At 71.5% G+C, this 26404-nt stretch carries 22 protein-coding genes and 1 pseudogene; 12 read left to right on the top strand and 11 right to left on the bottom strand.

Annotated elements, in window-relative coordinates:
• Positions 1-8: 8 nt before the first annotated feature.
• From ACFVYF_RS26965 to ACFVYF_RS26955, 3 genes and pseudogenes are all read right to left on the bottom strand, one after another.
• Positions 9-1764, bottom strand: a pseudogene (locus tag ACFVYF_RS26965) (ABC transporter ATP-binding protein).
• A 465-nt stretch (positions 1765-2229) separates the two neighbouring features.
• Entirely contained in the window at positions 2230-3486 is a 1257-nt protein-coding gene (locus ACFVYF_RS26960; RefSeq protein ID WP_389459416.1) for a DUF2993 domain-containing protein, read from the bottom strand.
• A 121-nt stretch (positions 3487-3607) separates the two neighbouring features.
• Positions 3608-5407 (bottom strand): bifunctional metallophosphatase/5'-nucleotidase, encoded by a 1800-nt coding sequence (locus ACFVYF_RS26955; protein WP_389459414.1) that lies wholly within the window; start codon positions 5405-5407, stop codon positions 3608-3610.
• 188 nt (positions 5408-5595) lie between these two features.
• Here ACFVYF_RS26955 and mshD point away from each other — a divergent pair, with 188 nt between their 5' ends.
• Complete coding sequence (mshD, locus tag ACFVYF_RS26950) at positions 5596-6522, top strand: mycothiol synthase (RefSeq protein WP_389459412.1); 927 nt, start codon at positions 5596-5598, stop codon at positions 6520-6522.
• Positions 6523-6847: 325 nt separating this feature from the next.
• Here mshD and ACFVYF_RS26945 read toward each other — a convergent pair whose 3' ends face one another.
• The 6 genes from ACFVYF_RS26945 to ACFVYF_RS26920 form a co-directional block, all read right to left on the bottom strand.
• Complete coding sequence (locus tag ACFVYF_RS26945) at positions 6848-7528, bottom strand: ABC transporter (RefSeq protein ID WP_389459411.1); 681 nt, start codon at positions 7526-7528, stop codon at positions 6848-6850.
• The gene (locus tag ACFVYF_RS26940) at positions 7521-9062 is read right to left on the bottom strand and encodes an ABC transporter permease (protein ID WP_389459409.1); all 1542 of its coding nucleotides are present in this window, start codon (positions 9060-9062) and stop codon (positions 7521-7523) included. The genes ACFVYF_RS26945 and ACFVYF_RS26940 overlap by 8 nt, the downstream gene beginning before the upstream one ends.
• Positions 9059-9940: an ABC transporter ATP-binding protein gene (locus tag ACFVYF_RS26935; protein ID WP_389459408.1), complete on the bottom strand. Its 882-nt coding sequence runs from the start codon at positions 9938-9940 to the stop codon at positions 9059-9061. The genes ACFVYF_RS26940 and ACFVYF_RS26935 overlap by 4 nt, the downstream gene beginning before the upstream one ends.
• Positions 9937-10764, bottom strand: coding sequence for a zf-HC2 domain-containing protein (locus ACFVYF_RS26930; protein ID WP_389459629.1), 828 nt, complete (start codon positions 10762-10764; stop codon positions 9937-9939). The genes ACFVYF_RS26935 and ACFVYF_RS26930 overlap by 4 nt, the downstream gene beginning before the upstream one ends.
• Before the next feature lie 293 nt (positions 10765-11057).
• A complete protein-coding gene (locus ACFVYF_RS26925) occupies positions 11058-11600 on the bottom strand; it encodes an RNA polymerase sigma factor (RefSeq protein ID WP_389459406.1) in 543 nt (180 codons plus the stop codon).
• 63 nt (positions 11601-11663) lie between these two features.
• Positions 11664-12281, bottom strand: a complete 618-nt coding sequence (locus ACFVYF_RS26920) for a hypothetical protein (RefSeq protein ID WP_389459405.1) — start codon at positions 12279-12281, stop codon at positions 11664-11666.
• Between the two features lie 152 nt (positions 12282-12433).
• On the opposite strand from ACFVYF_RS26920, the gene ACFVYF_RS26915 reads away from it, so the two are divergent.
• The 11 genes from ACFVYF_RS26915 (at position 12434) to pstB (ending at position 24408) form a co-directional block, all read left to right on the top strand.
• Entirely contained in the window at positions 12434-12820 is a 387-nt protein-coding gene (locus tag ACFVYF_RS26915; RefSeq protein WP_389459628.1) for a GntR family transcriptional regulator, read from the top strand.
• Positions 12817-13716: an ABC transporter ATP-binding protein gene (locus tag ACFVYF_RS26910; RefSeq protein WP_389459403.1), complete on the top strand. Its 900-nt coding sequence runs from the start codon at positions 12817-12819 to the stop codon at positions 13714-13716. The genes ACFVYF_RS26915 and ACFVYF_RS26910 overlap by 4 nt, the downstream gene beginning before the upstream one ends.
• Positions 13713-14747 carry an ABC transporter permease gene (locus ACFVYF_RS26905; protein ID WP_389459402.1) on the top strand — a complete coding sequence of 345 codons (1035 nt, stop codon included), beginning with the start codon at positions 13713-13715 and terminating at the stop codon, positions 14745-14747. The genes ACFVYF_RS26910 and ACFVYF_RS26905 overlap by 4 nt, the downstream gene beginning before the upstream one ends.
• Complete coding sequence (locus ACFVYF_RS26900) at positions 14744-15706, top strand: hypothetical protein (RefSeq protein WP_389459400.1); 963 nt, start codon at positions 14744-14746, stop codon at positions 15704-15706. Before ACFVYF_RS26905 ends, ACFVYF_RS26900 begins: the two co-directional genes overlap by 4 nt.
• A 290-nt stretch (positions 15707-15996) precedes the next feature.
• Entirely contained in the window at positions 15997-18363 is a 2367-nt protein-coding gene (locus ACFVYF_RS26895; RefSeq protein WP_389459399.1) for an RNA degradosome polyphosphate kinase, read from the top strand.
• Positions 18344-19468: a CHAD domain-containing protein gene (locus ACFVYF_RS26890; RefSeq protein WP_389459397.1), complete on the top strand. Its 1125-nt coding sequence runs from the start codon at positions 18344-18346 to the stop codon at positions 19466-19468. Before ACFVYF_RS26895 ends, ACFVYF_RS26890 begins: the two co-directional genes overlap by 20 nt.
• Before the next feature lie 71 nt (positions 19469-19539).
• Positions 19540-19956 (top strand): NUDIX hydrolase, encoded by a 417-nt coding sequence (locus ACFVYF_RS26885; RefSeq protein ID WP_389459395.1) that lies wholly within the window; start codon positions 19540-19542, stop codon positions 19954-19956.
• 334 nt (positions 19957-20290) lie between these two features.
• Entirely contained in the window at positions 20291-21418 is a 1128-nt protein-coding gene (gene pstS / locus ACFVYF_RS26880; protein WP_389459394.1) for a phosphate ABC transporter substrate-binding protein PstS, read from the top strand.
• Positions 21419-21518: 100 nt separating this feature from the next.
• Positions 21519-22523, top strand: a complete 1005-nt coding sequence (gene pstC / locus ACFVYF_RS26875) for a phosphate ABC transporter permease subunit PstC (protein ID WP_389459392.1) — start codon at positions 21519-21521, stop codon at positions 22521-22523.
• Positions 22520-23584: a phosphate ABC transporter permease PstA gene (gene pstA / locus ACFVYF_RS26870; RefSeq protein WP_389459391.1), complete on the top strand. Its 1065-nt coding sequence runs from the start codon at positions 22520-22522 to the stop codon at positions 23582-23584. Before pstC ends, pstA begins: the two co-directional genes overlap by 4 nt.
• Before the next feature lie 47 nt (positions 23585-23631).
• Entirely contained in the window at positions 23632-24408 is a 777-nt protein-coding gene (pstB, locus tag ACFVYF_RS26865; protein WP_383276622.1) for a phosphate ABC transporter ATP-binding protein PstB, read from the top strand.
• Between the two features lie 257 nt (positions 24409-24665).
• On the opposite strand, the gene ACFVYF_RS26860 is transcribed toward pstB, so the two are convergent.
• Positions 24666-25664: an anion permease gene (locus tag ACFVYF_RS26860; RefSeq protein WP_389459389.1), complete on the bottom strand. Its 999-nt coding sequence runs from the start codon at positions 25662-25664 to the stop codon at positions 24666-24668.
• A 7-nt stretch (positions 25665-25671) separates the two neighbouring features.
• Entirely contained in the window at positions 25672-26292 is a 621-nt protein-coding gene (locus ACFVYF_RS26855) for a DUF47 domain-containing protein (protein ID WP_389459387.1), read from the bottom strand.
• Positions 26293-26404 lie beyond the last annotated feature (112 nt).

The following is a 26404-nucleotide window of genomic DNA, read 5'->3' as shown; positions in this document are numbered from 1 at the left end:
GGGCTCGGTCACCCGGCCGCCGGCAGCAGGTCCTGCGCCGGACCGGGCATCGCCAGGCGCGCGTACGTCCCGGCGCGCGCCATCAGCTCGTCGTGCGTGCCCGTCTCCACCAGCCGCCCGCCGTCCACGACCAGGATCCGGTCCGCGTCCGGGGCGAGGCTCAGATCGTGGGTGATCATGATCGTCGTCCGGCCGGTCATCAGGCGGCGCAGCGGCTGCACGATCCGTCGGGCGGCGACCGAGTCCAGGCCGGCGGTCGGCTCGTCGAGGACGAGGACGGGGGCCGCGCGCAGCATGGCGCGGGCGATGGCGATGCGTTTGAGCTGGCCGCCGGAGAGGGTGGCGGTGCCGGGGGAGATCTCGGTGCCGTAGCCCTCGGGCAGGGCGTCGATGAACTCGTGCGCCGCCGCGTCCCGGGCGGCCCGCTCGATCTCGGTGTCGCTCGCGCCCGGCCGGCCGCACTCGATGTTCTCGCGGATCGTGCCGTGCAGGATGAGCGTCTCCTGGGGCAGCAGGGCGACGTTCTCGCGCAGGAACTCCAGGCGTACGTGGGTCAGCGGGACCCCGTCCAGGCAGAGGACGCCCGCCGTCGGGTCGTAGAAACGGGTCAGGAGTTTGGCGAGCGTCGACTTCCCGGCGCCGCTCGGGCCGGTGACCAGGACGAGTTCGCCGGGGTTCGCCGTGAAGGTGACGTCGTGCAGGGACCCGCGGTCGGCGCCGGGGTAGCGGAAGGACGCGTCGTGGCAGCTCACCCAGCCGCGGACGGGCCAGGGCCGCACGGGATGCGCTGGGTCGCGCACGGCCGGTTCGGCGCCCAGGATCTCCTGGATGCGGGCGGCGCCGGCGGTGGCCGCGGAGAGGGTCAGGCCCAGCTGGCCGAGATTGCGGATCGGCGGGTAGAGGTAGCCGAGGAAGGCCGCGAAGGCGAGCAACTGGCCCAGCGTCATACGGTTCCGGGAGATCTCCCAGACGCCGAGTCCGATCACGGCGAGCACGCACAGCGTCTCGACGACCTCGACGAACTGCTCGTACAGCTCGCTGGTCCGTGCCCCGCGCACCGACGCCCGCATCCACGCACGTGCCTCGCGGTCGAGCCGCTTCTCCTCGGCCCGCCGGCGGTTGTAGGCCTGGGTCAGCACGACGTTGCCGAGTGACCTCGACGACCGAGGTGATCGCGCCGTCGGCGGTCCGTTCGTCCTGCGAGGCCTGTTTGATCCGGCCGGCGAAGCGGCGGGCGGCGATGAGGAAGAGCGGGGCCAGGACGAAGGTGGCGAGGGCGAGGTCCCAGCGCAGCCAGAGTGCGGCGACGGCGTAGAAGACGGCCGAGAAGGCGGCGGACACGGTGCCGACGACGCCGGAGACCACCATCTGTTCGATGGCCTCGACATCGCCGGTGAGCCGCTCGACCAGATCGCCCTGGCGGTGCTGCTGGAAGAAGTGCGGCGGCAGGTCCTGGACATGACGGAACACACTGGCGCGCAGCCGCAGCACGAATCTCTCGGCGGTCCACACGGCCAGTGAATTGCCGAGATATCCGACGACCGCGCCGAGCACGGCGACCCCGAGCCAGGCGCCGGCGGGCCGCCAGAACGCGGCGAGCACACCGTGCCTGAGCGCGTGGTCGGTGAGTTCCGCGAAGAGCAGGATCGATGCCGTCTCGGCGAGCGCGGCCACGATCACACAGCCGATAATCAGCACCAGCCGGCCGCGGTCGCCACGCGTCAGCGGCCAGAAGCGGGCGAACGCCTCCCGGACGTCCCGCATGACAATTCCCCTTTCCGGAACCTGAGTTGAGGAACCGGTCCCGAACATGGCCGAGGCGGGGCCGCCGGAACTTCCGGGGGCCCCGCCTCGTGGCGGACGACCAGGCCTAGCGACCGTGCTTCACCGGGCGCTTCGGAGCCTTCTTCTTCTCCTGCTTCGGAGCGGGCTTCGCGGGCTGGCGGCTCTTCTTGACCGGGGTGACCTTGTGGAAGCTCATGGCGTTCTCCTTCTTCCCTGCGGGTGGATTCCCTTTGTCGTTTGCGCTGTTCGCTTTCGACAAGGAAAACACTACGGGAGGCAGAACCCGGAAATGGCCAATTCGCCTGAGACCTCGATGAATTGCGGGTAAGACAAATATTCAGGACATCCGCGGAACCGAACCATCTCTCACACAGGATTTATTACGCCACTCACCTGGAATTTACCAAGGCAATTGCCAGGCATAGGGAATTGAGCGGTGTACGGTCAATGCCCGACCGACAGGGACGAACCCGTCAGCCGCACGCGGATGCCGTCCTTCTCCACCCGCACGTCCCGCAGCCGCAGCTCGCCGGCCGCCGGACGCGGCAGCCGGAAGCCCAGGGAGAGTTGATCGGCGAGGACCGGGCGGGTGAGCCGGGTGAGGCCGTCGAGGAGCGCGGGGTCGAGCCCGAGGAGCTTGAGGAGCTCCGGGTGGCCGACCGCCTCGTCGAGGAGGTTCAGCCGCATGGCCTGGCGGGCGAAGCCGGCCGAACCCGTCAGCCTCGCCAGCTCCGTGTCGTCCCGCAGCGCGCCCTGGACGGCCGCGTCCGGTACGCCGAGCCGGCGCACGAGGGCCGGGACCGACAGCAGCGCCCGCGCGTTGCGCCGCTCCTTGCTCAGCCGCGCCGCCGCGCTCGGGGTGAGGTGCAGCCCCTCGGACGCGCGGACGCCCGGCCGGTACGTCGCCAGGTCCCCGATGTCCAGGCGCATGCCGCCGATCCGCGTGGCGATGCCGCGCTCGCCGTCGCGCCGGATGCTGGCGTCGGCCCGGAGCTTGAGGTCGTGGCCGGCGACGGGCAGGGTGCCGCGCGCCCGCACCTGGTCGCGGCCGTGACCGGTGAACGTGACCTGGGACGCGCCGAGTTCACGGTTGAGGTCGTCGAAGGCGAGCAGCACCTCGCCGTGCAGCTCCGGTATCCGGGCACCGCGCGGGGAGGTGGGACCGCCGATGATCCGTACGTTCGTGGCGGTCGCCGACACCTTCGCCAGGGAGACCCGGTCGGCGGCCACGTCCGGCACGGTGACCCGCACGGAGTGGACGCGCTGGTCGGCGAGTTGGGTGAGGAAGGGGAAGCCGGCGATGTCGACCTCGGGTGCCGCGGTCAGCCGCAGCTGGTCCTTGAGCCCGTCCGCCGCGCTGTGTTCGGCGTAGAGCAGGGCCCACCGGTCGGCGAGGGTGAGGAAGGCCGCGAGGACCAGGACACCGACGAGGGCCTTGGCCGCGAGGGGCAGTCCGGCGAAACGCCTGCGGCGACGCCGGGAACCCCGGCGGTGGTTGGGCGGGGCCCACTCCTCCGCGTCCTCGTACGCCGCTGCGTCCTGCGGCAGGTCCTCGTGGAGGAACTCCTCCAGCGGGCCGTGGTCCAGCGCGCCGAGCTCTTCGTACGGGTCGATATAGGGGCGGGGGCCGGCAGGGGAATGCGTGGTGATGCGGTGGGGGTCGGCAGGGGGATGCGCTGTCATGCGGTGGGGGGTACGCATCGTCTCATCCGACCATGCGTACCACCCCTGCCCGCAACCGCTGTCGCCGGTATGCGATCTTCCTCACGGCCGGGGCGTCGTTCGGACCGGTCCGGACCCGGGCCGGTCCGAGCGGCACCTCCTACTTCACGATCGTGATCCGGTCCGCCGCCGGCACCGGGTACGGCGCCGCGGCGGACGAGCCGGCCGTCAGATAGCCCTCGAACGCCGCCAGGTCGTCCCCGCCGACCAGCACGTTCGTGCCCTTGCCGAGCTCGGCGAAGCCGTCGCCGCCGCCCGCGAGGAACGAGTTCATCGCGACGCGGTAGGTGGCGGCCGGGTCGATCGCCGCACCGTTCAGCTTGACGGAGCCGGCCACCACCCGCGCGGCGCCCGACTTGGTCAGATCCAGGGTGTACGTCAGGCCCTTGGAGATCTGCAGGATCTTCGGCGCGGCCTCGTTCGCCCCGCTGACCTGCTGCTGGAGCGCGGTGACCAGCTGGGCTCCGGTGAGGTTCACCAGGTTGACGGTGTTGGCGAACGGCTGGACCGTGTACGCCTCGCCGTACGTCACCACCCCGTCGCCCTCACCGCCGCTCGCGGTGTAGGTGAGCCCGGCGCGGATGCCGCCCGGGTTCATCAGCGCGAGGTCGGCCTCCGGGTCCAGGGACTTGGCGTACGCCAGCTGCGCGTCGGCGATCAGGTCGCCGAGCGGGGACTCCGTACCGGTGTTGCCGATGTCGCCCGCGATGTAGCCGATCGGGCGCGAGGCGATCGGAGCGGAGAGGGTCTTCCACTTCGTGATCAGGCCGGTCATGTCGGCGGCCTTCGGCACGTCACGGGTGACCACGTGGTTCGCGGACTTCACCGCCGTCCGCGCGATGTCGCCGGTCCAGCGGTCGTACGTCAGCGTGGTGTCCGTGTAGAGACGGCCGAAGGACGCGGCCGACGTCACCATGCGGGGCCTGCCCGCCGGGTCCGGGATGGTGCACGCGTACGCCTGGTGGGTGTGGCCGGTGACGAGCGCGTCCACGGCCGGCGTGACGTTCTTCGCGATGTCGACGATCGGGCCCGAGATGCCGTCACCGGCGCCGGGGCTGTCGCAGTCGTAGTTGTACGCCTGCGAGGCGGGCGCGCCGCCCTCGTGGATCAGCGCGACGATCGACTTCACGCCCTGGTGCTGGAGCTCCTTGGCGTACTTGTTGATCGTTTCGACCTCGTCACCGAACTTCAGGCCCTTGACGCCGTCGGCCGACACGATGTTCGGGGTGCCTTCCAGCGTCACGCCGATGAAGCCGACCTTGACGCCGTTCTTCTTCCAGACCCAGTAGGGCTTCAGCAGCGGCTTGCCGGTCTTCTCCTTCGTCACGTTCGCGGCGAGGTAGGGGAAGTCGGCGCCCTCGAACTTCTCACTGCTGTCGTAACAGCCGTCCTTCGGGTGGCAGCCGCCGTTCTGGAGGCGGGCCAGTTCCGTGGCGCCCTCGTCGAACTCGTGGTTGCCGACGCTCGTCACGTCCAGGTCGAGCTTGTTCAGCGCGTCGATCGTCGGCTCGTCGTGGAACAGGCCGGAGATCAGCGGCGAGGCGCCGACCATGTCGCCCGCGGCGGCCGTGATCGAGTACTTGTTGCCCTTGCGGGCCTCACGCAGGTGCGTGGCGAGGTACTCCACACCGCCCGCGTCGATCGTCTTGGTCGTGCCGTCGGCCTGCTGCTCGGTCACCCGGCCCGACGAGCCGGTCGGCGGCTCCAGGTTGCCGTGCAGGTCGTTGAACGACAGCAGCTGTACGTCCTGGTAGCGGCCGCTGCCGTGGTGGTGGCCGGCGGTCGCCGTGTCCTGTCCCGCGCTCGCGGGCATCGCGGCGGCCAGCGCGCCGACGGTGGCGAGTCCTGCGGCGGTGGCGAGAAGGCGATGGGTACGTCTGTGCCGGGGCGTCGGCGGCATGGTTCCCCCCTGTGGGAGCTGTGCTACGGCTGTGGCTAGCGCGCAGCCTAGAATCAACGCGCGTAGCGCAACAGGGGGTTCTGGGTTACGGACTGGTTGCCATCGGTTGTTCGGGGCGGCCGCGAGGAAGACGTGCCGGTCCTGCCCGGCTCCTTGTCCGGAAATCGTCGCGCCGTACCCTCGTATCCATGACCAGCGACGACACCGCACCCGCCGCCATCTCCCGTTCCGTCGAGACCCTCTCCGCGCTCTCTCCCGACCAGGCCGAGGCCGTACTCGAACTGCTCGCGGAGGCCGCGCGGACCGACGGGCAGCAGGCGGTGTCCGAGCAGGGACGGCTGCAGTTGCGCGGCGGCGAGCGCGACGGCGTACGGCATCTGCTGCTGACCCTGGGCGAGACGCTCGTGGGGTACGCGCAGTTGGAGGACACCGACCCCGTGGAGGCGCCGGCCGCCGAGCTGGTGGTGCATCCGGCGTATCGCGGACACGGGCACGGGCGGGCGCTGGGTTCGGCGCTGCTGGCCGCGTCCGGCAAGCGGCTGCGGGTCTGGGCGCACGGCGGGCACTCCGCCGCGCGTCATCTCGCGCAGGTCCTCGGGCTGTCGCTCTTTCGTGAACTGCGCCAGATGCGGCGGTCGTTGACCGACCTCGAGCTGCCCGAGCCGGTGCTGCCGGCCGGGGTTTCCGTCCGCTCCTTCGAGCCGGGGCGGGACGACGCGGCGTGGCTCGCGGCGAACGCGGAGGCCTTCGCCCACCACCCCGAGCAGGGGTCCCTCACCCAGCGGGACCTGGACGACCGGATGGCTGAGCCGTGGTTCGAGCCGGCCGGCTTCTTCCTCGCCTTCCGGGGCGAGGAACTGGTCGGCTACCACTGGACGAAGGTGCATGCCGAGGAGGGGCTCGGCGAGGTGTACGTCGTCGGGGTGCGGCCCGGCGCCCAGGGCGGCGGCCTCGGCAAGGCCCTCACCGCGATCGGCCTCCGCCACCTGGCCGCCCAGGGCCTGCCGACCGCGATGCTCTACGTCGACGCCGACAACCTGCCGGCCGTCACGGTCTACGAACGCCTGGGCTTCCGCACGTACGAGACGGACTTGATGTACCGCACGGAGACGTGACGCCCCTGCGCCGGGTGGCCGGGCGAGGAGGGGACTCGACCCACCCGGGCGCCGGCCCCCGCGCCCGGTGATTGGGCAAGAAGGGGACTGGGCCCACCCGGGCGCCGGCCCCGCGCCGGTTGGCCGGGCAAGGAGGGGACTCGACCCACCCGGGCGCCGGCCCCCGCGCCCGGTGATTGGACAAGAAGGGGACTGGGCCCACCCAGACACCGGCCCCCGCGCCGGTGGCCGGGCAAGGAGGGGACTCGACCCACCCGGGCGCCGGCCCCCGCGCCCGGTGATTGGGCAAGAAGGGGACTGGGCCCACCCGAGCGCCGGCGCACCATCAGGTCGGCCGGTGGCGGAGCTGGAACCCCCGTCGGCGGGGTTCCAGCGTGCAGGCTGCACACGCAGCGGCCAGCGCGAGCAGCAGGGCCGCCCACTGCAGATGCGCGACCCCCCATCGCGCGTCGTCCACGGCGACGAACGGAGTCCACCGCTCAGGGACGAGCAGCGGTGCCGACACCCCGAGGCCGAGAAGGGCCGCAGCCGCCCCCACCCCGGGCTCGGCCTCGTCCGAGAAGCGGACGCCCGCCGCCGCGGCGGCCAGTGCGAGGACGACGACGGCCGCGGCCTCGAGGGACACCGCCCCCACCGGGGGCCGCACCCCGGCCGGCACGAGGGCGAGGGCGAGGGTCCACCAGCCCACGACCAGGGGCGCGACAAGCCCCACCCGCAGAGCGACCCGCACCGGCCGCCCCACCGGCACCGCCGCGGTCGTGTGCCGCGCCGGATCGTCCAGCAGAAACGTCAGCCCCAGCGCACCGGCCAGCGCCGCGGCCCGCAGGAAGGTGAGGGAGAGCCAGGGATCCGGCTGTCCGAAGAGCCCCCGCGGAACACCCGCGAGCAGCAGCCCCGCACCCGCCCCCGTCCCCAGCGCCCCCCACGGCAACGACCGCCACACGGGCCGGACCAGATCCCGGGTCATGCCCCGCATGCCCCGGCCCTCTCGCCCCGGCTCACTCACCGCAGTCGTCCTCGCCCTTGGGCACAGGCAGGTCCAGCAGTTCCGCGGCCCGAGCCGTGGTCGTCCTCGGGGAGGTCAGCTCCGTCCAGTGGGCCTTCACCTTGGCGGTGACGCCGTAGCGCGGCTGCTGGAGGAGCTGCCGTACGACCGTGGTCTGCCGGGCGGTCATCCCGACGGAGTCCGTCGGGGTGATGGCGATCGCCGAGCCGCTGGTGCTGTCGTCCAGGCGGACCTGGCGGAACGCGGCCATCGGGTCGGCGTCCGTGCCGAGCGCGAGCCACATGGTCGTCACCCCGCGGGCCCCGCACACCTGCCCGCCGCTCCGCTCGTCGCCCGCCACCAGGACGGAGGCGACGGCGACCGCGAACTCCGGGACCCGGTTGCCGCCCCAGCGCGTACCGACGGTCACCTGTCCCGGCTTGCCGGACGGTTCGAGCGCCGCGTCCCCGCTCAGCCCGTACCGGGCGTCGACGCGCTGCCGTACGGTCAGCCGCGCACCCCCGGCGGAGCCCCCCGCGAGGGACTGGACGCGTCCGACGACCGCGGCCCAGTCGGCGGTCCGGTCGGTCCACTCGGGGTAGGCGCAGTAGGTCGACGACCCGTGCGGGACGCAGGACTGCACCTTCTCGGGCGTGACGGACGCCGTCTCGCGGGCGTCGGCAAGGCCGGCCGGGTCACCGGCACTCTGCCCCGCGATCCCCGCGACGGTGGCGGCGACGGCGAGGGCGGTGCCGGCCTTGATCAGCCGCGTACGGCCGCCGCTGACCAGGACCGCCGTACCGACCAGCAGAGCGATGAGCCCGATCAGATACAGCACGTGCCACGCGGCGGGGCGGCCGATCAGGTCGGAGGGCAGCGGATCGCTCCGGGTCTCGTTGACGGCAGGCCACAGCCACTGTCCCCAGCGCGCGTTGTCCGTGCCGTTGGCCACGAAGATCGCGAAGACGAAGCCGCCGAGCGCGAGGAGCGGGACGGCGAACACGGAGGGGATCAGCCGCGCCGTCAGCACGCCGAGGACACCGGACAGCAGGACCCCGAGCGGGCCCACGGCCAGTTCGGCGACCGAGCCGTGGCCGACCGCGCCCGGCTTCAGCGCCGTACAGGTGAAGTCGAAGACGACGACCAGGGCGCAGGCCGCGGCGAGCGGCACGGCCGACAGCGCGTGCGCCGCCGTACGCCGCCACGGTTCCATGACCAGGGTGTCGAAGTGCCGGTCGGTGCCGCGCCGGCGGGAGCGCAGGGCCGCCCGGTTGGCGCAGACGAACAGCGCTATGCCGACGAGCATCGGCCGGTCCTGGGTGGCCCGGTCGGCGTCCTGGAGTGCCGGGAAGGCGTCCATGCCCTCGCGGCCGGACCACAGCCGCCAGCAGGTGTAGGCGACGTACAGGACGAAGAAGACGAAGACCGGTACATGCAGGACGAGTTCGCGGGCCTCGAAGCGGGCGAGGGCGAGCACGGCCGCCGCTCGGGGCCGTCGGCCCGTCTGCGTGGACAGGGCTCTGTCCACGGGTGCGGTCATGACCGTGCCGCTCATGCCGACACCTCCGCGGGCTCGCCGTCGAGGGTGAGCAAGTAGCCGTCCTCCAGGGTGGGTTCGAGGAGGTCGGCGCCCTGGGGCGGGTCGCCGACGTTGCGGAAGGTGCCGGCGCCCGTACGCCATCCGGCCTTCGCGCCCGGGTCGCGTGCGCCGCTGCTCCACACCCGCCCTGTCGCCCGTGCGGTCAGCTCGGCCGGGGTGCCCTCGAAGCGGATCCGCCCCTTGGCCATGACGATCACCCGGTGGCAGAGCATCGCCACGTCCTCGGTCTGGTGGGTGGAGAGCAGCACGGTCCGGCCCTCCCCCGCCTGGGCGATCAACTCCCGGAAGCGCATGCGCTGTTCGGGGTCGAGTCCGACGGTCGGCTCGTCCAGGACGAGGAACCCGGGGTCGCCGACGAGGGCGGCGGCGAGCGCCACCCGCTGCCGCATGCCGCCGGAGAGCTTCTTGATGCGCTTGCCGCGGACGTCGGACAGGTCGACGGCGGCGAGCACCCGGCGCACCTCGGCGTGCCGCGCGCCGCGGTCCGTCAGCTCCTTCAGGATCGCCACGTAGTCGACGAACTCGAAGGCCGAGAAGTCCGGGTGGAATCCGGGGGTCTGCGGGAGATAGCCGAGCGCGCGCCGTACGTCCTGGCGTCCGGCGCTCGTCCCCGGGTCGTGTCCGAGCACGGTGAAGGCCCCGCGGTCGGCGGGCAGCGCGGTCGCGAGCACCCGCAACAGGGTCGTCTTGCCTGCGCCGTTGGGCCCCAGCAGGCCGGTCACGCCGTCCTCCAGGCGCAGTGACACGTCGTCCAGGGCGGGCGTGCCGCCGTAGCGAAGGGTCAGGCCTGCGGCCGAGACGGTGGGGGCGGCCCCCGGGAAGGCGGAGGTCATGCGGCGCTCCTGTCGATGAAGGCGGTGGTGGAGTCGAAACGGTCGCGGACCGCGTACAGCAGCGCGGCGGCGAGCACCGCCACCGCCGCGGCGACACCCTGTCCGGCCGCGGTGAACGGCACGAGGGTCCCCTGGCTCCGGTGGTCGGCCGCCAGCAGCAGCCCGAGCCACGCCCCGCCGACCAGGGCGGGTGCGAGGACCGGCCCCAGTCGGGGGGTCAGCGCGAGGGCGAGCGCGGTGAGGGCGAGCGCGGGCAGCAGCCAGGCGGCCGCCCGCAGCCCGTACGCGGGAAGCGCGAGCGTGGCCAGGCCGTTGAGCGCGATTCCGGTGGCCAGCACGGCGACCGTGCGGATCATCAGCAGCCGGAAGCCGTGCGTCGGCGAGACGACGGCCATCTCGTACGTCGGGTCGAGCACGGGTCCGTAGGACAGCGCGACCCCGGCGAGCGGGAGGAGCGGCGCGAGGGCGAGGAACAGCGTGGGCGACTCGGCGCCCTGGACCGCGTAGGACGCCGCGACCGTCATCGTCAGGACGGCGAGCACGGCACCGAGCCAGGCGCGCCGCAGCACGGGTGTGGCGGCGAGCAGCCGCGCCGTGTGGTCGGCGACCCCGGTCCGCACCAGCACCGATTCCAGGAGCCCGGGCCGCGGCGCGTCGAGCTCGGCGTCCAGCCGTGCCCATCCCGAGTCCAGCGCGACCGGGTCGCTGACACCGGCCAGCTCCTCCCGGCAGCGCGCGCACGCGGCGAGGTGGGTGTCGGCGGACCACAGCCGCGGCACCGTCAACTCGCCCTGCGCGTAGGCCCGCAGGTCGTCCTCGTCCAGATGCCAGCCGGCACCGGCGCCCTCGCGACCCCCGTCGGCGACACCCGCGCCCTCGCGACCCCTGTCGGTGACACCCGCGCCCTCGCGACCCTCGTCGGCGGCGCCCCGCCCACCCGGACCGGCCGCACCCGCCGCACCGCCCGAAGCCAGTCCCGAGTCCCGCCCGTCACGCCCATCGCGTGAAGCCGACCCCCCGTCCCGCCCGTCACGCTCGCGGCGCCCGTCGCGCTCGTCCCGCCCTGCACGATCACGGCGCCCGTCGCGCTCGTCCCGTCCGTCGTTCTCGTCCGTCCTCATGCCAACGCCTCCCGCAGCTGCTTGCGGGCGCGTGAGGCCCGTGTCTTGACCGTGCCGGGCGGAATGCCGAGCAGGACGGCCGCCTCCCGGGTGGTGAGGCCGTCGAGGACCGTGGCCTGGAGAACCGCCCGCAGGTCGGGTGAGAGCCGGGTCAGCGCGCCGGCCAGATCGCCATGCTCGACACCGGCCAGCACCCGCTCCTCGGCGGAGGCCTCGTCCCGGTGCCGCAGACGGGCCAGCGTCTGGCGCAGCCGCCCGCGTGCCCCGTCGCCGCGCAGCACGTCGATCAGCCGGCGCGAGCCGATGCGCCACAGCCAGCCGGCCGCGTCACCCTCCTCGCGGTAGCGAGCGGTGCCGCGCCACACGGCGAGGAACGTCTCCTGCACCACGTCGTCGACCACCCCGGCGTCGGCGCAGCGGCCGCGCAGCCGCGCGGTCAGCCAAGGCGCATACCGCCGGTACAGCTCTTCGAAGGCGCGTCGGTCCCCGTCCGCCGCGATGACCCGCAGCAGCTCCCCGTCGCTTCTCGTATCCCTCACGCCCCATCATCGGACGAGCCCCCCGGATCGGTTCACGGGGGACTCGCCGACGGTCCGCGGGACCTACTTCTCGATCTCCGAGATGCACATCGTGAGCAGCGTCGTGGTGCGCCGGGTCTTCGTGTACTTGAGCTGTCCGTCCTCGCACTCGCTGGTGGAGCCGGTCTGCTCGATCCGGTACTCCGCCTTGCTGCTGGAGCAGCCGACGACCTCCATGTCCGGGCTGGACTCGGAGCCGTTGTTCGTCAGGCAGTCGCCGACGGACGCGGTCCACTCGCTGGTGTCCGCGGAGGTGCTCGGCGTCTTGTGGTCGAACCCGTTCACCAGGTAGTAGGCGCCCACGGCGACAGCCGCGACGGCGAACGTGGCGACCCTGAAGAGCGGCGAGCGCGAGTTGAACGGGGACCGCGTCCGGGCGGGCGGCACGGGCTGCTGGTTGAACTGCGGCTGCCCGTAAGGCGGTTGACCGTACGGCGGCTGCCCCTGATACGGAGCCGCGCCCTGATGCGGAGGCGCGCCCTGGTACTGCGGCGGACCCTGGAACTGCGGCGCCCCCTGATACGGGGCCTGCCCCTGGTACGGCGGTTGCGGCGGACCCTGGTAGGGCTGCTGCGGCGAGCCCTGGTACGGCTGCTGCCCATAGGGCGGATAGCCACCTTGCGGCGGCGGAGGCGTGGACACGGAGTCCCCCTTCATCACATGCGCACGTCAACTCAACGGCGAAGCACGGAGGTTACCGCGCACCTCTGTGCCCACCTCCCCCGTCACTTGACACCTCCCACCCCCTTGCACCACCCTTTCACTACTCAATTAGTGAAAGGGTGGTTGTCCGAGTGGTCGAGTACCGCATCGACCGGCGCAGTGGCGTCGCCACCTACGTCCAGATCGTCCAGCAGACGAAGCAGGCCCTGCGCCTGGGTCTGCTCGAACCGGGCGACAAGCTCCCCACGGCCCGCGAGGTCGTGGAGGCCACCGCCATCAACCCGAACACGGTCCTGAAGGCCTACCGCGAGCTGGAGCGGGAGGGCCTGGTCGAAGCCAGACGCGGCCTCGGCACCTTCGTACGGAAGTCGCTGGGCGCCACCCCGGCCGACTCACCGCTGCGGGTGGAGCTGACCGCGTGGGCGTCCCGGGCCCGGGCGGCCGGGCTCGACCGGGACGACGTGGCCGCACTCTTCACCGCCGTACTCGACGAACAGTTCAAGGGAGACACGGAATGACGGACACCGCCATGGAGGCGGCCGCGCTCGGCAAGCGGTTCGGACGCCGGGGCGGCTGGGCCCTGCGGGAGTGCGGATTCCGGCTCCCCGCCGGCCGCGTATGCGCCGTCGTCGGGCCGAACGGCGCGGGCAAGTCCACGCTGCTCGCCCTCGCGGCCGGCGTACTGGCGCCCACCGAGGGCACGCTCACCGTGCTCGGCACAAACCCGGGCGCGGCCCGCGAGCGCGTGGCGTACGTCGCCCAGAACAAGCCGCTCTACCCGCACCTCACCGTCGCCGAGACCCTCCGGCTGGGCCACGAACTCAACCCGGCCCGCTGGGACACCGCCACCGCCGAGCGGATCACGGCCGCAGGCCAGCTCCCCCCGAAGGCCCGGATCCGCTCCCTCTCGGGCGGCCAGCGCACCCGTGTCGCGCTCGCCCTCGCGCTCGCCAAACGCCCCGAACTCCTGCTCCTGGACGAGCCGATGGCCGACCTCGACCCGCTCGCCCGGCACGAACTGATGGGGATCCTGCTGGCGGAGGCCGCCGAGCGGGGCACCACCGTGGTGATGTCCTCGCACGTGGTCGCCGAACTGGAGAACTCCTGCGACCACCTGATCCTGATAGGCGGCGGACGAGTGCGCCTCGCGGGCGACCTGGACGGCCTGCTGGCCGCGCACACCCTCACCACCGGCCCGAACCGCGACCTCGCCCCGCACACCGTCGTCGAATCCCGCACCACAGGACGGCAGTTGACCGCGCTCGTGCGACCGCGGGGCCCGCTCACCGACGGCGGCGAGACCACCGCCCCCTCCCTCGAAGAGCTGGTGCTCGCGCATCTGCGCAACCCACAGGCCCCCGACCTGATCCTCGACGACACCTCCCGCACCGAGGCCCAGGAGCCCGCCGCATGACCGCGCTCACCTCTCCCGGCACCCGGGCACCCGTCCGCGGCACGCCCGCGCGCCTCGGCATCCTGCGCGCGATGCTGCGGCTGCACCGCTCCGCCCTGTACGTCTGGGCGGTCGCGGTGGCCGTCGCCGCGGCGCTGATGCTGTGGGCGTACGGCTCGCTCGCCGCACCCGCGGTCACGGCCTACCAGCGCCTCAAGGCGTGCGACTACTCCTGTGCGTACGACAGCACGTCGTATGTCGCCTTCAAGGACTACTCCTTGTACGCGCACTACGCCGTCACGTTCGTGCCCCTGCTCGTCGCCCTCTGGGCGGGCGCCACGCTCACCGCCCGCGAGCTGGAGACCGGCACCGCACAGCTCGCCTGGACCCAGTCGCTCTCCCCGGCCCGCTGGCTGGCCGCGAAACTCGCGGTGGCGGCCGCTGTGATCACCGCGGGCACCGCCCCGCTCGTCGTGCTGCACCACCTGATGTGGGACGCCGGCCGGGGCGCCAACAGCCTTGCCTGGCAGGACATCCTGGTCTTCCAGGCCAACGGCCCGACCACGGTCGCCCTCGCCCTGTTCGGCCTGGCCGCCGGCGCCCTCACCGGTCTGCTGTTGCGCCGCCCGCTGCCCGCCCTGGCCGTCACGTTCCTGGTCACCGGGGCCCTGTGGTCCGTCCTCAACTGGTTCCGCGCCTGGTTCTGGCCGACGGTCACCATCATCACGCCCCTCAAGGAGGGCCCCTGGTACGGCGGCCTCGCCACCGGCCGCGGGGTCGTCGACGCCTCCGGCGCCCAGCTGCCGGTCCCACCGTGCGCCACCGCCTGGATCACCTCCACGGCCTGCGCCGACACCTTCGACCGGCGCCACATCACCGGCTTCTACAGCAACATCCAGCCCGCCTCCCACTACTGGCCCCTCCAGCTCACCGCGACCGGGGCCGTCCTCGCCCTCACCGCGCTCACGGTTCTCGTCGCCTTCCGGGTGCTCAAGCGGCACACGACCGGCCCGGGCCGCGCGGGCACCGCAGCCAAGGAGGCCGCCGTATGAGCGCACTCGCCGTCAAGGGCACCGTCCGGGGCCTGTCCTGGGCCGTGCTGCGCGTGCACCGCCCCGCGCTGCGGTTCTGGCTGGCGCTGGTCGTCGTGATCTCCGCGCTGATGCTGTGGGCGTACGGCCCGGGGCTCGACATCGCGACCTCGCGCACGTACTGCCTGTTGACCACGGACAACTGCGACACCGGCGCCAACTGGTGGGACCGCTACGACCAGGTCGTGGCGCTCAGCACCCTCGTCATCGCCTATCTGCCGTTCCTCGTCACCGTCTGGGCGGGCGCGACCCTGACCGGCCGCGAGCTGGAGAGCGGGACGGCCGCGCTCTCCTGGACCCAGTCCGTCTCACCGGTCCGCTGGCTGACCGCCAAGCTGGCGGTCCCGGCGCTGCTGGTCACCGCCGGGACCGCCGTCCTCGTACCGCTGCACCGGCTGATGTGGAAGGGCGGCCAGGACTACGCCTGGGCCCCCTGGTACGAAGCGGACGTCTACCACGCCGACGGCCCGGTCACCGTGGCCTACGCCCTGTGCGGCCTGGCCTTCGGCGCCCTCGCCGGCCTGCTGCTGCGCCGATCGCTGCCCGCCCTGGGCGCCGCCTTCGCCGCCCTGCTCGTCGTGTACGTCCTGGGCAACCAGTACCGCCCGAGCCTGTGGCCCGTCGTCACCGTGACCGGCGCCAGGGCCCTGAACCCGCCGGAGGACGCCCTCACGCTCCAGCACGGCGTGATCACCACCGCCGGCATCCGTATCGGCAACAACACGGCCTGCGTGGAACAGAGCGATGCGGCCGGGATCAAGCGCTGCATGACCGACAGCCACATCAGCGACTTCTGGGTCGACTACCACCCGCGGTCCCATTTCTGGCCGCTCCAGCTGGCGGAGTCCGGCGTCGTCCTCGCGCTCGCCGCGTTGACCGTGCTCGCCGCGTACGCCGTGCTGAGGCGCCGGACGGCCTGATCCCGGCCGTCCCGTCGCACGGGGGCGCGAGCCCAGGCCGGTACGTCCCACGCGGGGGGCGGGACGTACCGGCTTTCGGGCATGCATCGCACGTACATGCGTTCGACTGAACGCCCGAGGGCCGTCCCCTCACGTCCGGCCGGACACCCGGAGCCGCCACCTCCCCGTCCACCCGGGCCCGCGGCGCCACCCCTTCCCCGTCCGCCCGGACCCCCGCGAGCCGCCCCCCGATATCCCGCACGTCATGTCGCCGTAACCATCGATTCAGACGAGCTTGCGACCCTCGGCGAATGAACCCCGCCGTGCCCGAGCACTCGCCGCCCCCGGAGAACGGGAAGGCCGGGGGAAGCGGTCGCTTCGTCACCGCCCTCCCGCCCGCCCTGTCCGACGCGCCTGTCTCGCCCCCGGCGCGGAAGAATGGGGGAATGAACCAGCCCAGCGCTCAGGCACAGGTCCAGCACCCGCAGCCCTCCGTGGGCTCCATAGCCGCCCACCGCCCGCACACCGTGGCGGCGGCGGTCTCCGACCTGGAACCCGACATCGACGCCGACCTCGACGCGTACGAGGAGGCGGACCACGACGGCCCCCAGTTGCCGCAGGGCCGGTTCCTGGACCGGGAGCGCAGCTGGCTCGCCTTCAACGAACGGGTGCTGGAGCTCGCCGAGGACCCGAACACACCCCTCCTCGAACGAGCGAACTTCCTGGCGATCTTCGCCAGCAATCTGGACGAGTTCTTCATGGTCCGGGTGGCGGGCCTGAAGCGCCGTATCGCCACCGGCGTGGCCACCCGGTCCGCCTCGGGACTCCAGCCCCGCGAGGTGCTGGAGATGATCTGGGCCCGCTCCCGTGAGCTGATGGCCCGGCACGCGGCCTGCTATCAGGAGGACGTCGCCCCCGCGCTCGCGGAGGAGGGCATCCACCTGGTCCGCTGGAGCGAGCTGACCGAGAAGGAGCAGGCCCGCCTCTTCACCCTCTTCCGCCACCAGATCTTCCCGGTGCTGACCCCGCTGGCGGTCGACCCCGCGCACCCCTTCCCGTACATCTCGGGTCTCTCGCTGAACCTCGCGGTCGTCGTACGGAATCCGGTCAGCGGCCACCGCCACTTCGCGCGCGTCAAGGTCCCGCCGCTCCTCTCCCGCTTCCTGGAGGCCTCCCCCAACCGCTACGTCCCCATGGAGGACGTGATCGCGGCACACCTGGAGGAGCTCTTCCCGGGCATGGAGGTCCTGGAGCACCACACCTTCCGCGTCACCCGCAACGAGGACCTCGAGGTCGAGGAGGACGACGCCGAGAACCTGCTCCAGGCCCTGGAGAAGGAACTCATGCGCCGCCGCCTCGGACCGCCGGTGCGCCTGGAGGTCGAGGAGTCCATCGACCGGTACGTCCTCGATCTCCTCGTCCGCGAGCTGAAGATCAGCGAGGCCGAGGTGTACCCGCTGCCGGGTCCCCTGGACCTCACGGGCCTGTTCGGCATCGGCGCCCTGGACCGGCCCGAGCTGAAGTACCCCAAGTTCATCGCGGGCACCCACCGCGATCTCGCCGAGGTCGAGTCGGCGTCGCCGCCCGACATCTTCGCCGCCCTGCGCGAGCGGGACGTCCTGCTCCACCACCCGTACGACTCCTTCTCCACCTCCGTCCAGGCCTTCCTGGAGCAGGCGGCGGGCGACCCGGACGTGCTGGCCATCAAGCAGACCCTGTACCGGACCTCGGGCGACTCACCGATCGTCGACGCGCTGATCGACGCGGCCGAGTCCGGCAAGCAGGTCCTCGTACTGGTCGAGATCAAGGCCCGCTTCGACGAGCAGGCCAACATCAAGTGGGCCCGCAAGCTGGAGGAGTCGGGCTGCCACGTGGTGTACGGGCTCGTCGGCCTGAAGACCCACTGCAAGCTGTCGCTGGTGGTCCGGCAGGAGGGCGACACCCTCCGGCGCTACTCCCACGTGGGGACGGGCAACTACCACCCGAAGACGGCCCGGTTGTACGAGGACCTGGGGCTGCTGACCGCCGACCCGCAGGTCGGCGCGGATCTGTCCGACCTGTTCAACCGGCTCTCGGGCTACTCCCGCCGCGAGACCTACCGCCGGCTCCTGGTCGCCCCCAAGTCCCTGCGCGACGGCCTGATCGCCCGGATCAACAAGGAAGCCCAGCACCACGCGGCGGGCCGCCCCGCCTACGTCCGCATCAAGGTCAACTCCATGGTGGACGAGGCGATCATCGATGCCCTGTACCGCGCGTCCCAGGCCGGCGTCCCGGTCGACGTGTGGGTCCGCGGCATCTGCGCGGTCCGCCCGGGTGTCACCGGCCTCTCCGAGAACATCCGGGTCCGCTCGATACTCGGCCGCTTCCTCGAACACTCCCGGCTCTTCGCCTTCGGCAACGGCGGCGAACCCGAAGTGTGGATCGGCAGCGCCGACATGATGCACCGCAACCTCGACCGCCGGATCGAGGCACTGGTCAGGGTCACCGACCCGGCCCACCGTGCCGCCCTCAGCCGGCTCCTGGAGACCGGCATGTCCGACACCACCTCCTCCTGGCACCTGGGCTCCGACGGCGAGTGGACCCGGCACGCGACCGACCCGGACGGCCAGCCCCTGCGCAACGTCCAGGAGATGCTCATAGACGCCCGGAGGCGCCGGCGTGGCACAGCAACACCTTGACCCCACGGACCCGTTGGCCGGTCCGGTGTCCGGGGACGCCCTCGCGGGCTACCTGCGGTCCCAGGCCACGGAGTTCCTCCGCGCGCTGCGCCAGCACCGGGAGACCGGCGGCGAGGGAAGCCCCGCCGCCCGGACGAAGGCGAGGCCGGGGGAGAACTCCGCGGTGGCTGCCGGCGACGCGGCGCGCGCCCTGCGCCGCTCGGCCCGCCGGATCAGCGGCACCCTGCACACCTTCCGGCCACTGCTCGACACCGACTGGTCCGAGGCCATGCGCCCCGAACTGGCGTGGCTGTCCGGCACGTTGGCACGGGAGCACGCCTACGCGGCCCGGCTGGAACGCCTATTGCTGGCCCTGCACCGGCTCTCGGGCTCGTCCGCCTTCCCGGCCCGGCCGCCCCTGAGCGGCCGTACGGCAGCAGTCGTCGGCACGACGGAACCCGGCGCCGGCCCGCATGACCGGCCCACCGGCATCCCTGAGCGGGGCCAGCTGACCGTGGGCGCCGCGAAGGCGGGCGCGCTCCTGGAGCGCCAGCTGACCCTGGCCCGCACCCGCGCCCACTCGGCCGCTCTCCAGGCGCTGGGCTCCTCCCGCTTCCACGCGGTCGCCGACAGTGTCGCCGTACTGGCCAGCGAGGTCCCCCTGGCCCCCGCCGCGGCCGGCGCCGACCTGCGCCCGCCGGCCGCCGCGGCCGAGGAGCGCCTCGGCGACGCGGTCGCCGCCCTGCCACTGATCACCGCGGGCCACCCCTACAACGCGGAGGCCCTCGTGCACGGCCTCTCCGCGGATACGGCACCCCAGCCGCAGGACTCCCCCTGGCACCAGGTCCGCCTGCTGCTGCGCCTGCACCGCTACGCCCGGGAGGTCCTGTACGGCGAGGACGCCCCCGTGGACGTCCACCTGCTGCACGCGGGCCGCGCCCTGCACCACCACCGGGACGCGGCGGAGGCGGCGTCGGCCGCGGCGTCGGCGGCCCGCACCCCGCGCATCGCCCCGGCGACGGCGTACGCCCTCGGAGTGCTCCACGCCGACCAGCGGCACGAGGTGGAGGCCGCCCGGTTCGCCTTCCAGCAGTCCTGGGCGAAGGAGACCGTGCGCACCCCGTGAACCGCCGGGCGCCCCAAAAACAGGCGTGCGCCCCACCGCGAGATCCGGCCACACATGGAGGGAGGCACCCCATGACCGACGAGACCACGATCCTGGCCGCCGGCTGCGTCCTGTGGCGCCACTCCCCCGTTCACGGGGAGCTGGAGATCTGCCTGGTCCATCGCCCGAAATACGATGATTGGTCCCACCCGAAAGGCAAGCTCAAGCCCGGCGAGGACGCCCTGACCGGCGCGCTGCGCGAGGTCGGCGAGGAGACGGGGTACGCGGCCGCGCCCGGCGCCGTCCTGCCCACCCTCGGCTATGTCACCGGCGGCCGCCCGAAGGAGGTCCGCTACTGGGCCGCCGAGGCCACGCAGGGTCACTTCACGCCGAACCGCGAGGTGGACCGCGTGCTGTGGCTCACCCCCTCGGCGGCCCGGCACCGCCTCACCCAGCCCAGGGACCGGGATCTGGTCGCCGCCCTGCTCACCGCCCTGCACCTGGCCTAGATCGCCTCAGCCACCCCGTACGGCGACCACCCGGCCGTATACGGCTTCGCCCCTCTCGCGTGGAAACCCGAGCGACTGCGCCCGGTTGCCTAAAGTGACCCGTGTGACCCGAGTTGCCGGAAACCGACCCGTGTCCTCGACGTAAGCGTTCCGTGACCTCACCGCACCGTCCGCAGGGGTTCACCCCGCGTTCACCTTCACCCATAGGCGCCTTCACCTGTTCTGCCTAATTTCGGCCTTACGCGGTGTGGGCCGCTGCACGGACGTGGCGCCCGCATGACACCGACTTCGCACGCCGCCCCCCGACGGCGGCTCTTGGAAGGAACTCCCGAAAGTGAAGCTTCAGCGCAAGAACCGGCTTCGCGCCCTCTCGCTCGGCGCGGTCGCCGTCTCCGGCGCCCTGGCCCTCACGGCGTGCGGCTCGGACGACACCGGCAACAGCAACGGTGGCTCCAGCTCGGCCGCGGCCAACAGCGCCATCAAGTGCGACAACGCCAAGGGGCAGCTGCAGGCCTCCGGGTCCTCCGCGCAGAAGAACGCGATCGACGCCTGGATCAAGGCGTACTCCGCCTCCTGCAAGGGCGTGCAGATCAACTACAACCCGACGGGTTCCGGCGCCGGTGTCACGGCGTTCACCCAGGGCCAGACCGCCTTCGCCGGCTCGGACTCGCCGCTGAAGCCCGAAGAGGTCACGGCCGCCGAGAAGGCCTGTGGCGGCAACAAGGCGATCGATCTGCCCATGGTCGGCGGCCCGATCGCGATCGGCTACAACCTGCCGGGCGTGGACAGCCTGACCCTGGACGCCGCGACGATCGCCCAGATCTTCGACGGCAAGATCAAGACCTGGGACGACGCGGCGATCAAGAAGCTGAACCCGAAGGCCAAGCTCCCCAGCACCAAGATCCAGACGTTCCACCGCTCGGACGACTCCGGCACCACGGACAACTTCACCAAGTACCTGAAGGCCGTCGCCCCGTCCGACTGGAAGTACTCGGGCGGCAAGGCCTGGCAGGCCTCCGGCGGCCAGTCCGCGCAGGGCTCCTCCGGTCTGGCGCAGCAGGTCAAGCAGACCACCGGCGCGATCTCGTACTTCGAGCTCTCCTACGCCGGCGACGGCATCAACACCGTCGACCTGAAGACCGGGGCCGCCACGCCGGTCAAGGCCACCGTGGAGAACGCCACCAAGGCGATCTCGACGGCCAAGGTCGCCGGCACCGGCAAGGACCTGTCGCTCGAGCTGAACTACAAGCCGACCGAGGAGGGCGCCTACCCGCTCACCCTGGTCACGTACGAGATCGTCTGCGAGAAGGGCAACAAGGCCGGCACCCTGGCCGCCACCAAGTCCTTCCTCACCTACATCGCGAGCGAGGACGGCCAGCAGCAGCTGGCCACGGCGAAGTACGCGCCGATCCCCGACGAGATCATCACGAAGGTCCGCGAGACCATCTCGGGCCTGAGCTGACCTGAGCGTGCGGTCCGCCTCGCCGAGGCGGGCCGCACCGTCCGGTGCACCGCCGCCTGGAGCCGCCACCCACCACGGCTCCGCAGACCGGAGACTCCTGATGGACATATCGACACAGAATCCTGCAGCACCTCCCCCCGCGCCGGCGCCCGCCGCCGAGCAGAAGCGGGCGAGCCGGGGCGCCACCCGCCCCGGAGACCGGATCTTCCTCGGTCTCTCCCGCGGGTCCGGCATCTTCCTGCTGGTGATCATGGCCGCCATCGCGGTCTTCCTCACCTATCGCGCGACCATCGCGATCGGCAAGGACCACGGCAACTTCCTCACCACCTTCGAGTGGACCACCACCGTCGACCCGCCGGTCTTCGGCATCGCGGTGCTGGCCTTCGGCACGGTCGTCTCGGCGATCATCGCCATGGCCCTCGCGGTCCCGGTCGCGGTCGGCATCGCCCTGTTCATCACGCACTACGCCCCGCGCAAGCTCGGCGGACCCATCGCGTACGTGATCGACCTGCTGGCCGCCGTCCCGTCCATCGTGTACGGCCTCTGGGGCGCCCTCGTCCTCGTGCCGCACATGAACGGCCTCTTCGGCTGGCTCGACCACTACTTCGGCTGGACCGGCATCTTCGAGTGGCAGGGCGGCGCCCCGCGCTCGATGCTCACCGTCGGCATCCTGCTCGCGATCATGATCCTCCCGATCATCACCAACGTGAGCCGCGAGGTGTTCCGTCAGGTCCCGCTCATGCAGGAGGAGGCGGCTCTCGCCCTCGGCGCCACGCGCTGGGAGGTCATCCGCATGTCGGTGCTGCCCTTCGGCCGCTCCGGTGTGATCTCCGCCTCGATGCTCGGTCTCGGCCGCGCGCTCGGCGAGACGATGGCCGTCGCCACGGTCCTCTCCCCGACCTTCGACATCAACGCGAGCCTGCTCGACCCGGGCGGCGGCACCTTCGCCCAGAACATCGCGAGCAAGTTCAGCGAGGCCACCGAGCTGGGCCAGGACGCGCTGATCGCCTCCGGTCTCGTCCTGTTCGTCATCACGCTGGTGGTCAACGGCGCGGCGCGGATCATCATCAACCGCCGCAAGGAGTACTCGGGGGCCAACGCATGAGCAACGCAGTCGGCACCGAAAAGCGCCCCAGCTCCCTGCAGGGCGCGCGCCTGCCCAAGTGGGGACCGTGGGCGATCGCCGTGGGCTCCGTAGTCCTCGCCGTGGGCATCGGCCTGGCCGGCGGCCTCGACAGCCGCGTCCAGTGGGGCCTGATCGCCGCGCTCCTCTTCGTCTTCGGTACGTTCGTCATCGCGGCGCGCGTCGAGGGCCGCCGGCAGGCCAGGGACCGGATCGCGACCAGCCTCGTCTGGGTCTGCTTCCTCGTCGCCGTCGTCCCGCTGGCCTCCCTGATCTGGGAGACCGCCAAGCGCGGCGTGAAGGTCTTCGACGTCTACTTCCTGACCCACTCGATGGGCGTGGTCGCCGACACCGAGCCCGGTGGCGGTATCTATCACGCGATCATCGGCACGCTGGAGCAGGTCGGCATCGCCACCCTGATCGCCGTGCCGGTGGGTGTCCTCACCGCGATCTACCTGGTCGAGTACGGCCGGGGCAAGCTCGCCAAGGCCGTCACCTTCTTCGTCGACGTGATGACCGGCATCCCGTCGATCGTCGCCGGCCTGTTCGTCCTCAGCTTCTGGATCCTGATCCTGGACATGGGCTACTCCGGCTTCGCCGGTTCGCTGGCTCTGGCGATCCTGATGATGCCCGTGGTGGTCCGCTCCACGGAGGAGATGCTCAAGCTCGTACCGAACGAGCTGCGCGAGGCCTCCCTCGCGCTGGGCGTCCCGAAGTGGCGCACGATTATCAAGGTGGTCCTGCCGACCTCCATCGGCGGCATCACCACGGGCGTGATGCTCGCGGTCGCGCGCATCACGGGTGAGACCGCTCCGGTACTCCTGCTGGTGTGGGGTACCGGGTTCATCAACACCAATCCGTTCAAGGATCCACAGGCCTCGCTGCCGCTGTACATCTACCAGCAGTACGCGAACAGCGCCGGCTCCGGCGCCGCCTACGACCGGGCCTGGGCGGCGGCACTCGCCCTCATCGCCTTCGTCATGATCCTGAACCTGGCGGCCCGCGGCATCGCCCGCTGGAAGGCCCCGAAGATGGGCCGCTGAAGCGGCCACTCAGCGACCCGAACCCCTTGAAAGAAGCAGTGAGTGACATGGCCAAGCGAATCGACGTAAGCGGTCTGACCGCCTACTACAGCGCCCACAAGGCGATCGAAGACATCTCCATGACCGTCGAGCCCCGCTCGGTGACGGCCTTCATCGGCCCCTCCGGCTGCGGCAAGTCGACGTTCCTGCGCACCCTGAACCGGATGCACGAGGTCACCCCGGGCGGTCGCGTCGAGGGCAAGGTCCTCCTGGACGACGAGGACCTCTACGGCCAGGGCATCGACCCCGTCGCCGTACGCCGCACGGTCGGCATGGTCTTCCAGCGCCCGAACCCCTTCCCCACCATGTCGATCTTCGACAACGTGGCGGCGGGCCTGCGCCTGAACGGCTCGTACAAGAAGTCCGAGCTGAACGACGTCGTCGAGAAGTCCCTGAAGGGCGCGAACCTCTGGAACGAGGTCAAGGACCGGCTGAACAAGCCCGGCTCGGGCCTGTCCGGCGGTCAGCAGCAGCGCCTGTGCATCGCCCGCGCCATCGCGGTCGAGCCCCAGGTCCTCCTCATGGACGAGCCCTGCTCGGCTCTCGACCCGATCTCCACCCTCGCGATCGAGGACCTGATCGGGGAGCTCAAGGAGCGCTTCACGATCGTCATCGTGACGCACAACATGCAGCAGGCCGCCCGCGTCTCCGACCGCACCGCCTTCTTCAACCTCTCCGCGGTCGGCCGCCCCGGCAAGCTCATCGAGATCGACGACACGGAGCGCATCTTCTCCAACCCGTCGGTCCAGGCGACGGAGGACTACATCTCGGGCCGCTTCGGCTGAGCCCCTCGCCTCCCCGACTCCTCGCGGTGCTGCATGGCGGTGCCACCGCGAGGAAAAAGGGCCCGCCCCCGGCTACGGGGGCGGGCCCAGCTGGTTTTCAGCCCGTCCGGCGCTTGAGGACGAGCGCGCAGCGCGATACGGGGGTCTGGGGGCGGAGCCCCCAGGATCGGTAGCCGTACCGGAAGGTGCGGCTGGATCCGACGGGAAGGGGCGGAGGGGGCGAAAAAAGCCCTGCGGCACCCCCCTGTGGCGCCGCCCTACAGCACAGCCACGTTCACGATCCAGAAGCTGACAGCCGCCACGAGCCCGGCCGCGGGCATCGTGATGAACCAGCCCAGGATGATGTTCTTGGCAACACCCCACCGCACCGCGTTCACCCGCTTCGTGGCCCCCACACCCATGATCGCGGAAGTGATCACATGCGTAGTGGAGATGGGCGCCTTGAACAGAAACGCGGTGGCGAACATGATCGACGCCCCCGTCGTCTCGGCGGCGAACCCCTGCGGCGGATCCAGCTCGATGATCTTGCGCCCCAGCGTCCGCATGATCCGCCACCCACCGGCATACGTGCCCAGCGACAGCATCAGTGCACAGGCGATCTTCACCCACACCGGAATCGGCGCGTCCGCGCCCTGGACATCCCCGATGACCAGAGCCATCACCACGATGCCCATCGTCTTCTGCGCGTCCTGCAGACCGTGCCCGAGCGCCATCCCGGCCGCCGACACCGTCTGCGCGATCCGGAATCCCCGCTTGGCCTTGTGCGGATTCGACTTCCGGAAGAGCCACATGATCGCGCACATCACCAGATAGCCGACGACCAGACCGACGACCGGCGAGATGAACATCGGGATGACGACCTTGTCGAGGACGCCGGACCAGTAGACGGTGGTGCCGCCCGCGAGCGCCGCGCCCACCATGCCGCCGAACAGGGCGTGGGAGGAGGACGACGGCAGGCCGAAGTACCAGGTGACGAGGTTCCACACGATGGCGCCGATCAGCGCCGCGAAGAGGATCCCCATGCCCTTGGAGCCCTCGGGTGTCTGGATCAGACCCTTGCTGACGGTGTGAGCGACGCCACTGCCGAGAAAGGCACCCGCGAGGTTCATCACGGCCGCCATGGCGAGCGCGGCCCGCGGCGTCAGTGCCCGGGTGGACACCGAGGTCGCGATGGCGTTCGCCGAGTCGTGAAAGCCGTTCGTGTACGTGAATCCGAGCGCGACCGCGATGGTCACGATCAAAGCGAAGGTGTCCATGAAGGGGTCAGGACTCCTTGACGGCGATGGTCTCCACCGTGTTCGCCACGTGCTCGAACGCGTCCGCCGCCTCCTCCAGCACGTCCACGATCTGCTTGAGCTTCAGCACCTCGATGGCTTCGTACTTGCCGTTGAAGAGCTGGGCCAGCAGCTTGCGGTGGATCTGGTCGGCCTGGTTCTCGAGGCGGTTGACCTCGATCCAGTACTCGGTCAGGTTGTCCATGGTCCGCAGGTTCGGCATGGCCTCGGCGGTCAGTTCGGCCGCCCTGGCCAGCACCTCGATCTGCTGTTCCACTCCCTTGGGAAGCTCCTCGACCTGGTACAGCACGACCAGGTCGACGGCCTCCTCCATGAAGTCCATGATGTCGTCGAGGGACGACGCGAGGTTGTAGATGTCCTCGCGGTCGAAGGGCGTGATGAACGAGGAGTTCAGTTGGTGGAAGATCGCATGCGTGGCGTCGTCACCGGCGTGTTCCGCGGCCCGCATACGCTCTGCGATCTCGGCCCGGCCGGCGGTGTCCGCCCCGAGCAGTTCCATGAGGAGCTTCGAGCCCGTGACGATGTTGTCCGCGGATGCGGCGAACATGTCGTAGAAGCTCGTCTCCCTGGGGGTCAGACGAAAGCGCACGTGGGGTCCTCGGGGTCCTTTTGGTTCGGTCAGGCTGATGCTAGGCGCATCATCCGGCCACGGCTAACCGGCCGTCTCCCAGTGTCGCCCATCGGGCACAGTGCTCAGCACA

The sequence above is a fragment of the Streptomyces sp. NPDC058274 genome, from assembly GCF_042881375.1.
GTDB lineage: Bacteria > Actinomycetota > Actinomycetes > Streptomycetales > Streptomycetaceae > Streptomyces.
This window is presented reverse-complemented; position numbering and strand designations above follow the sequence as displayed.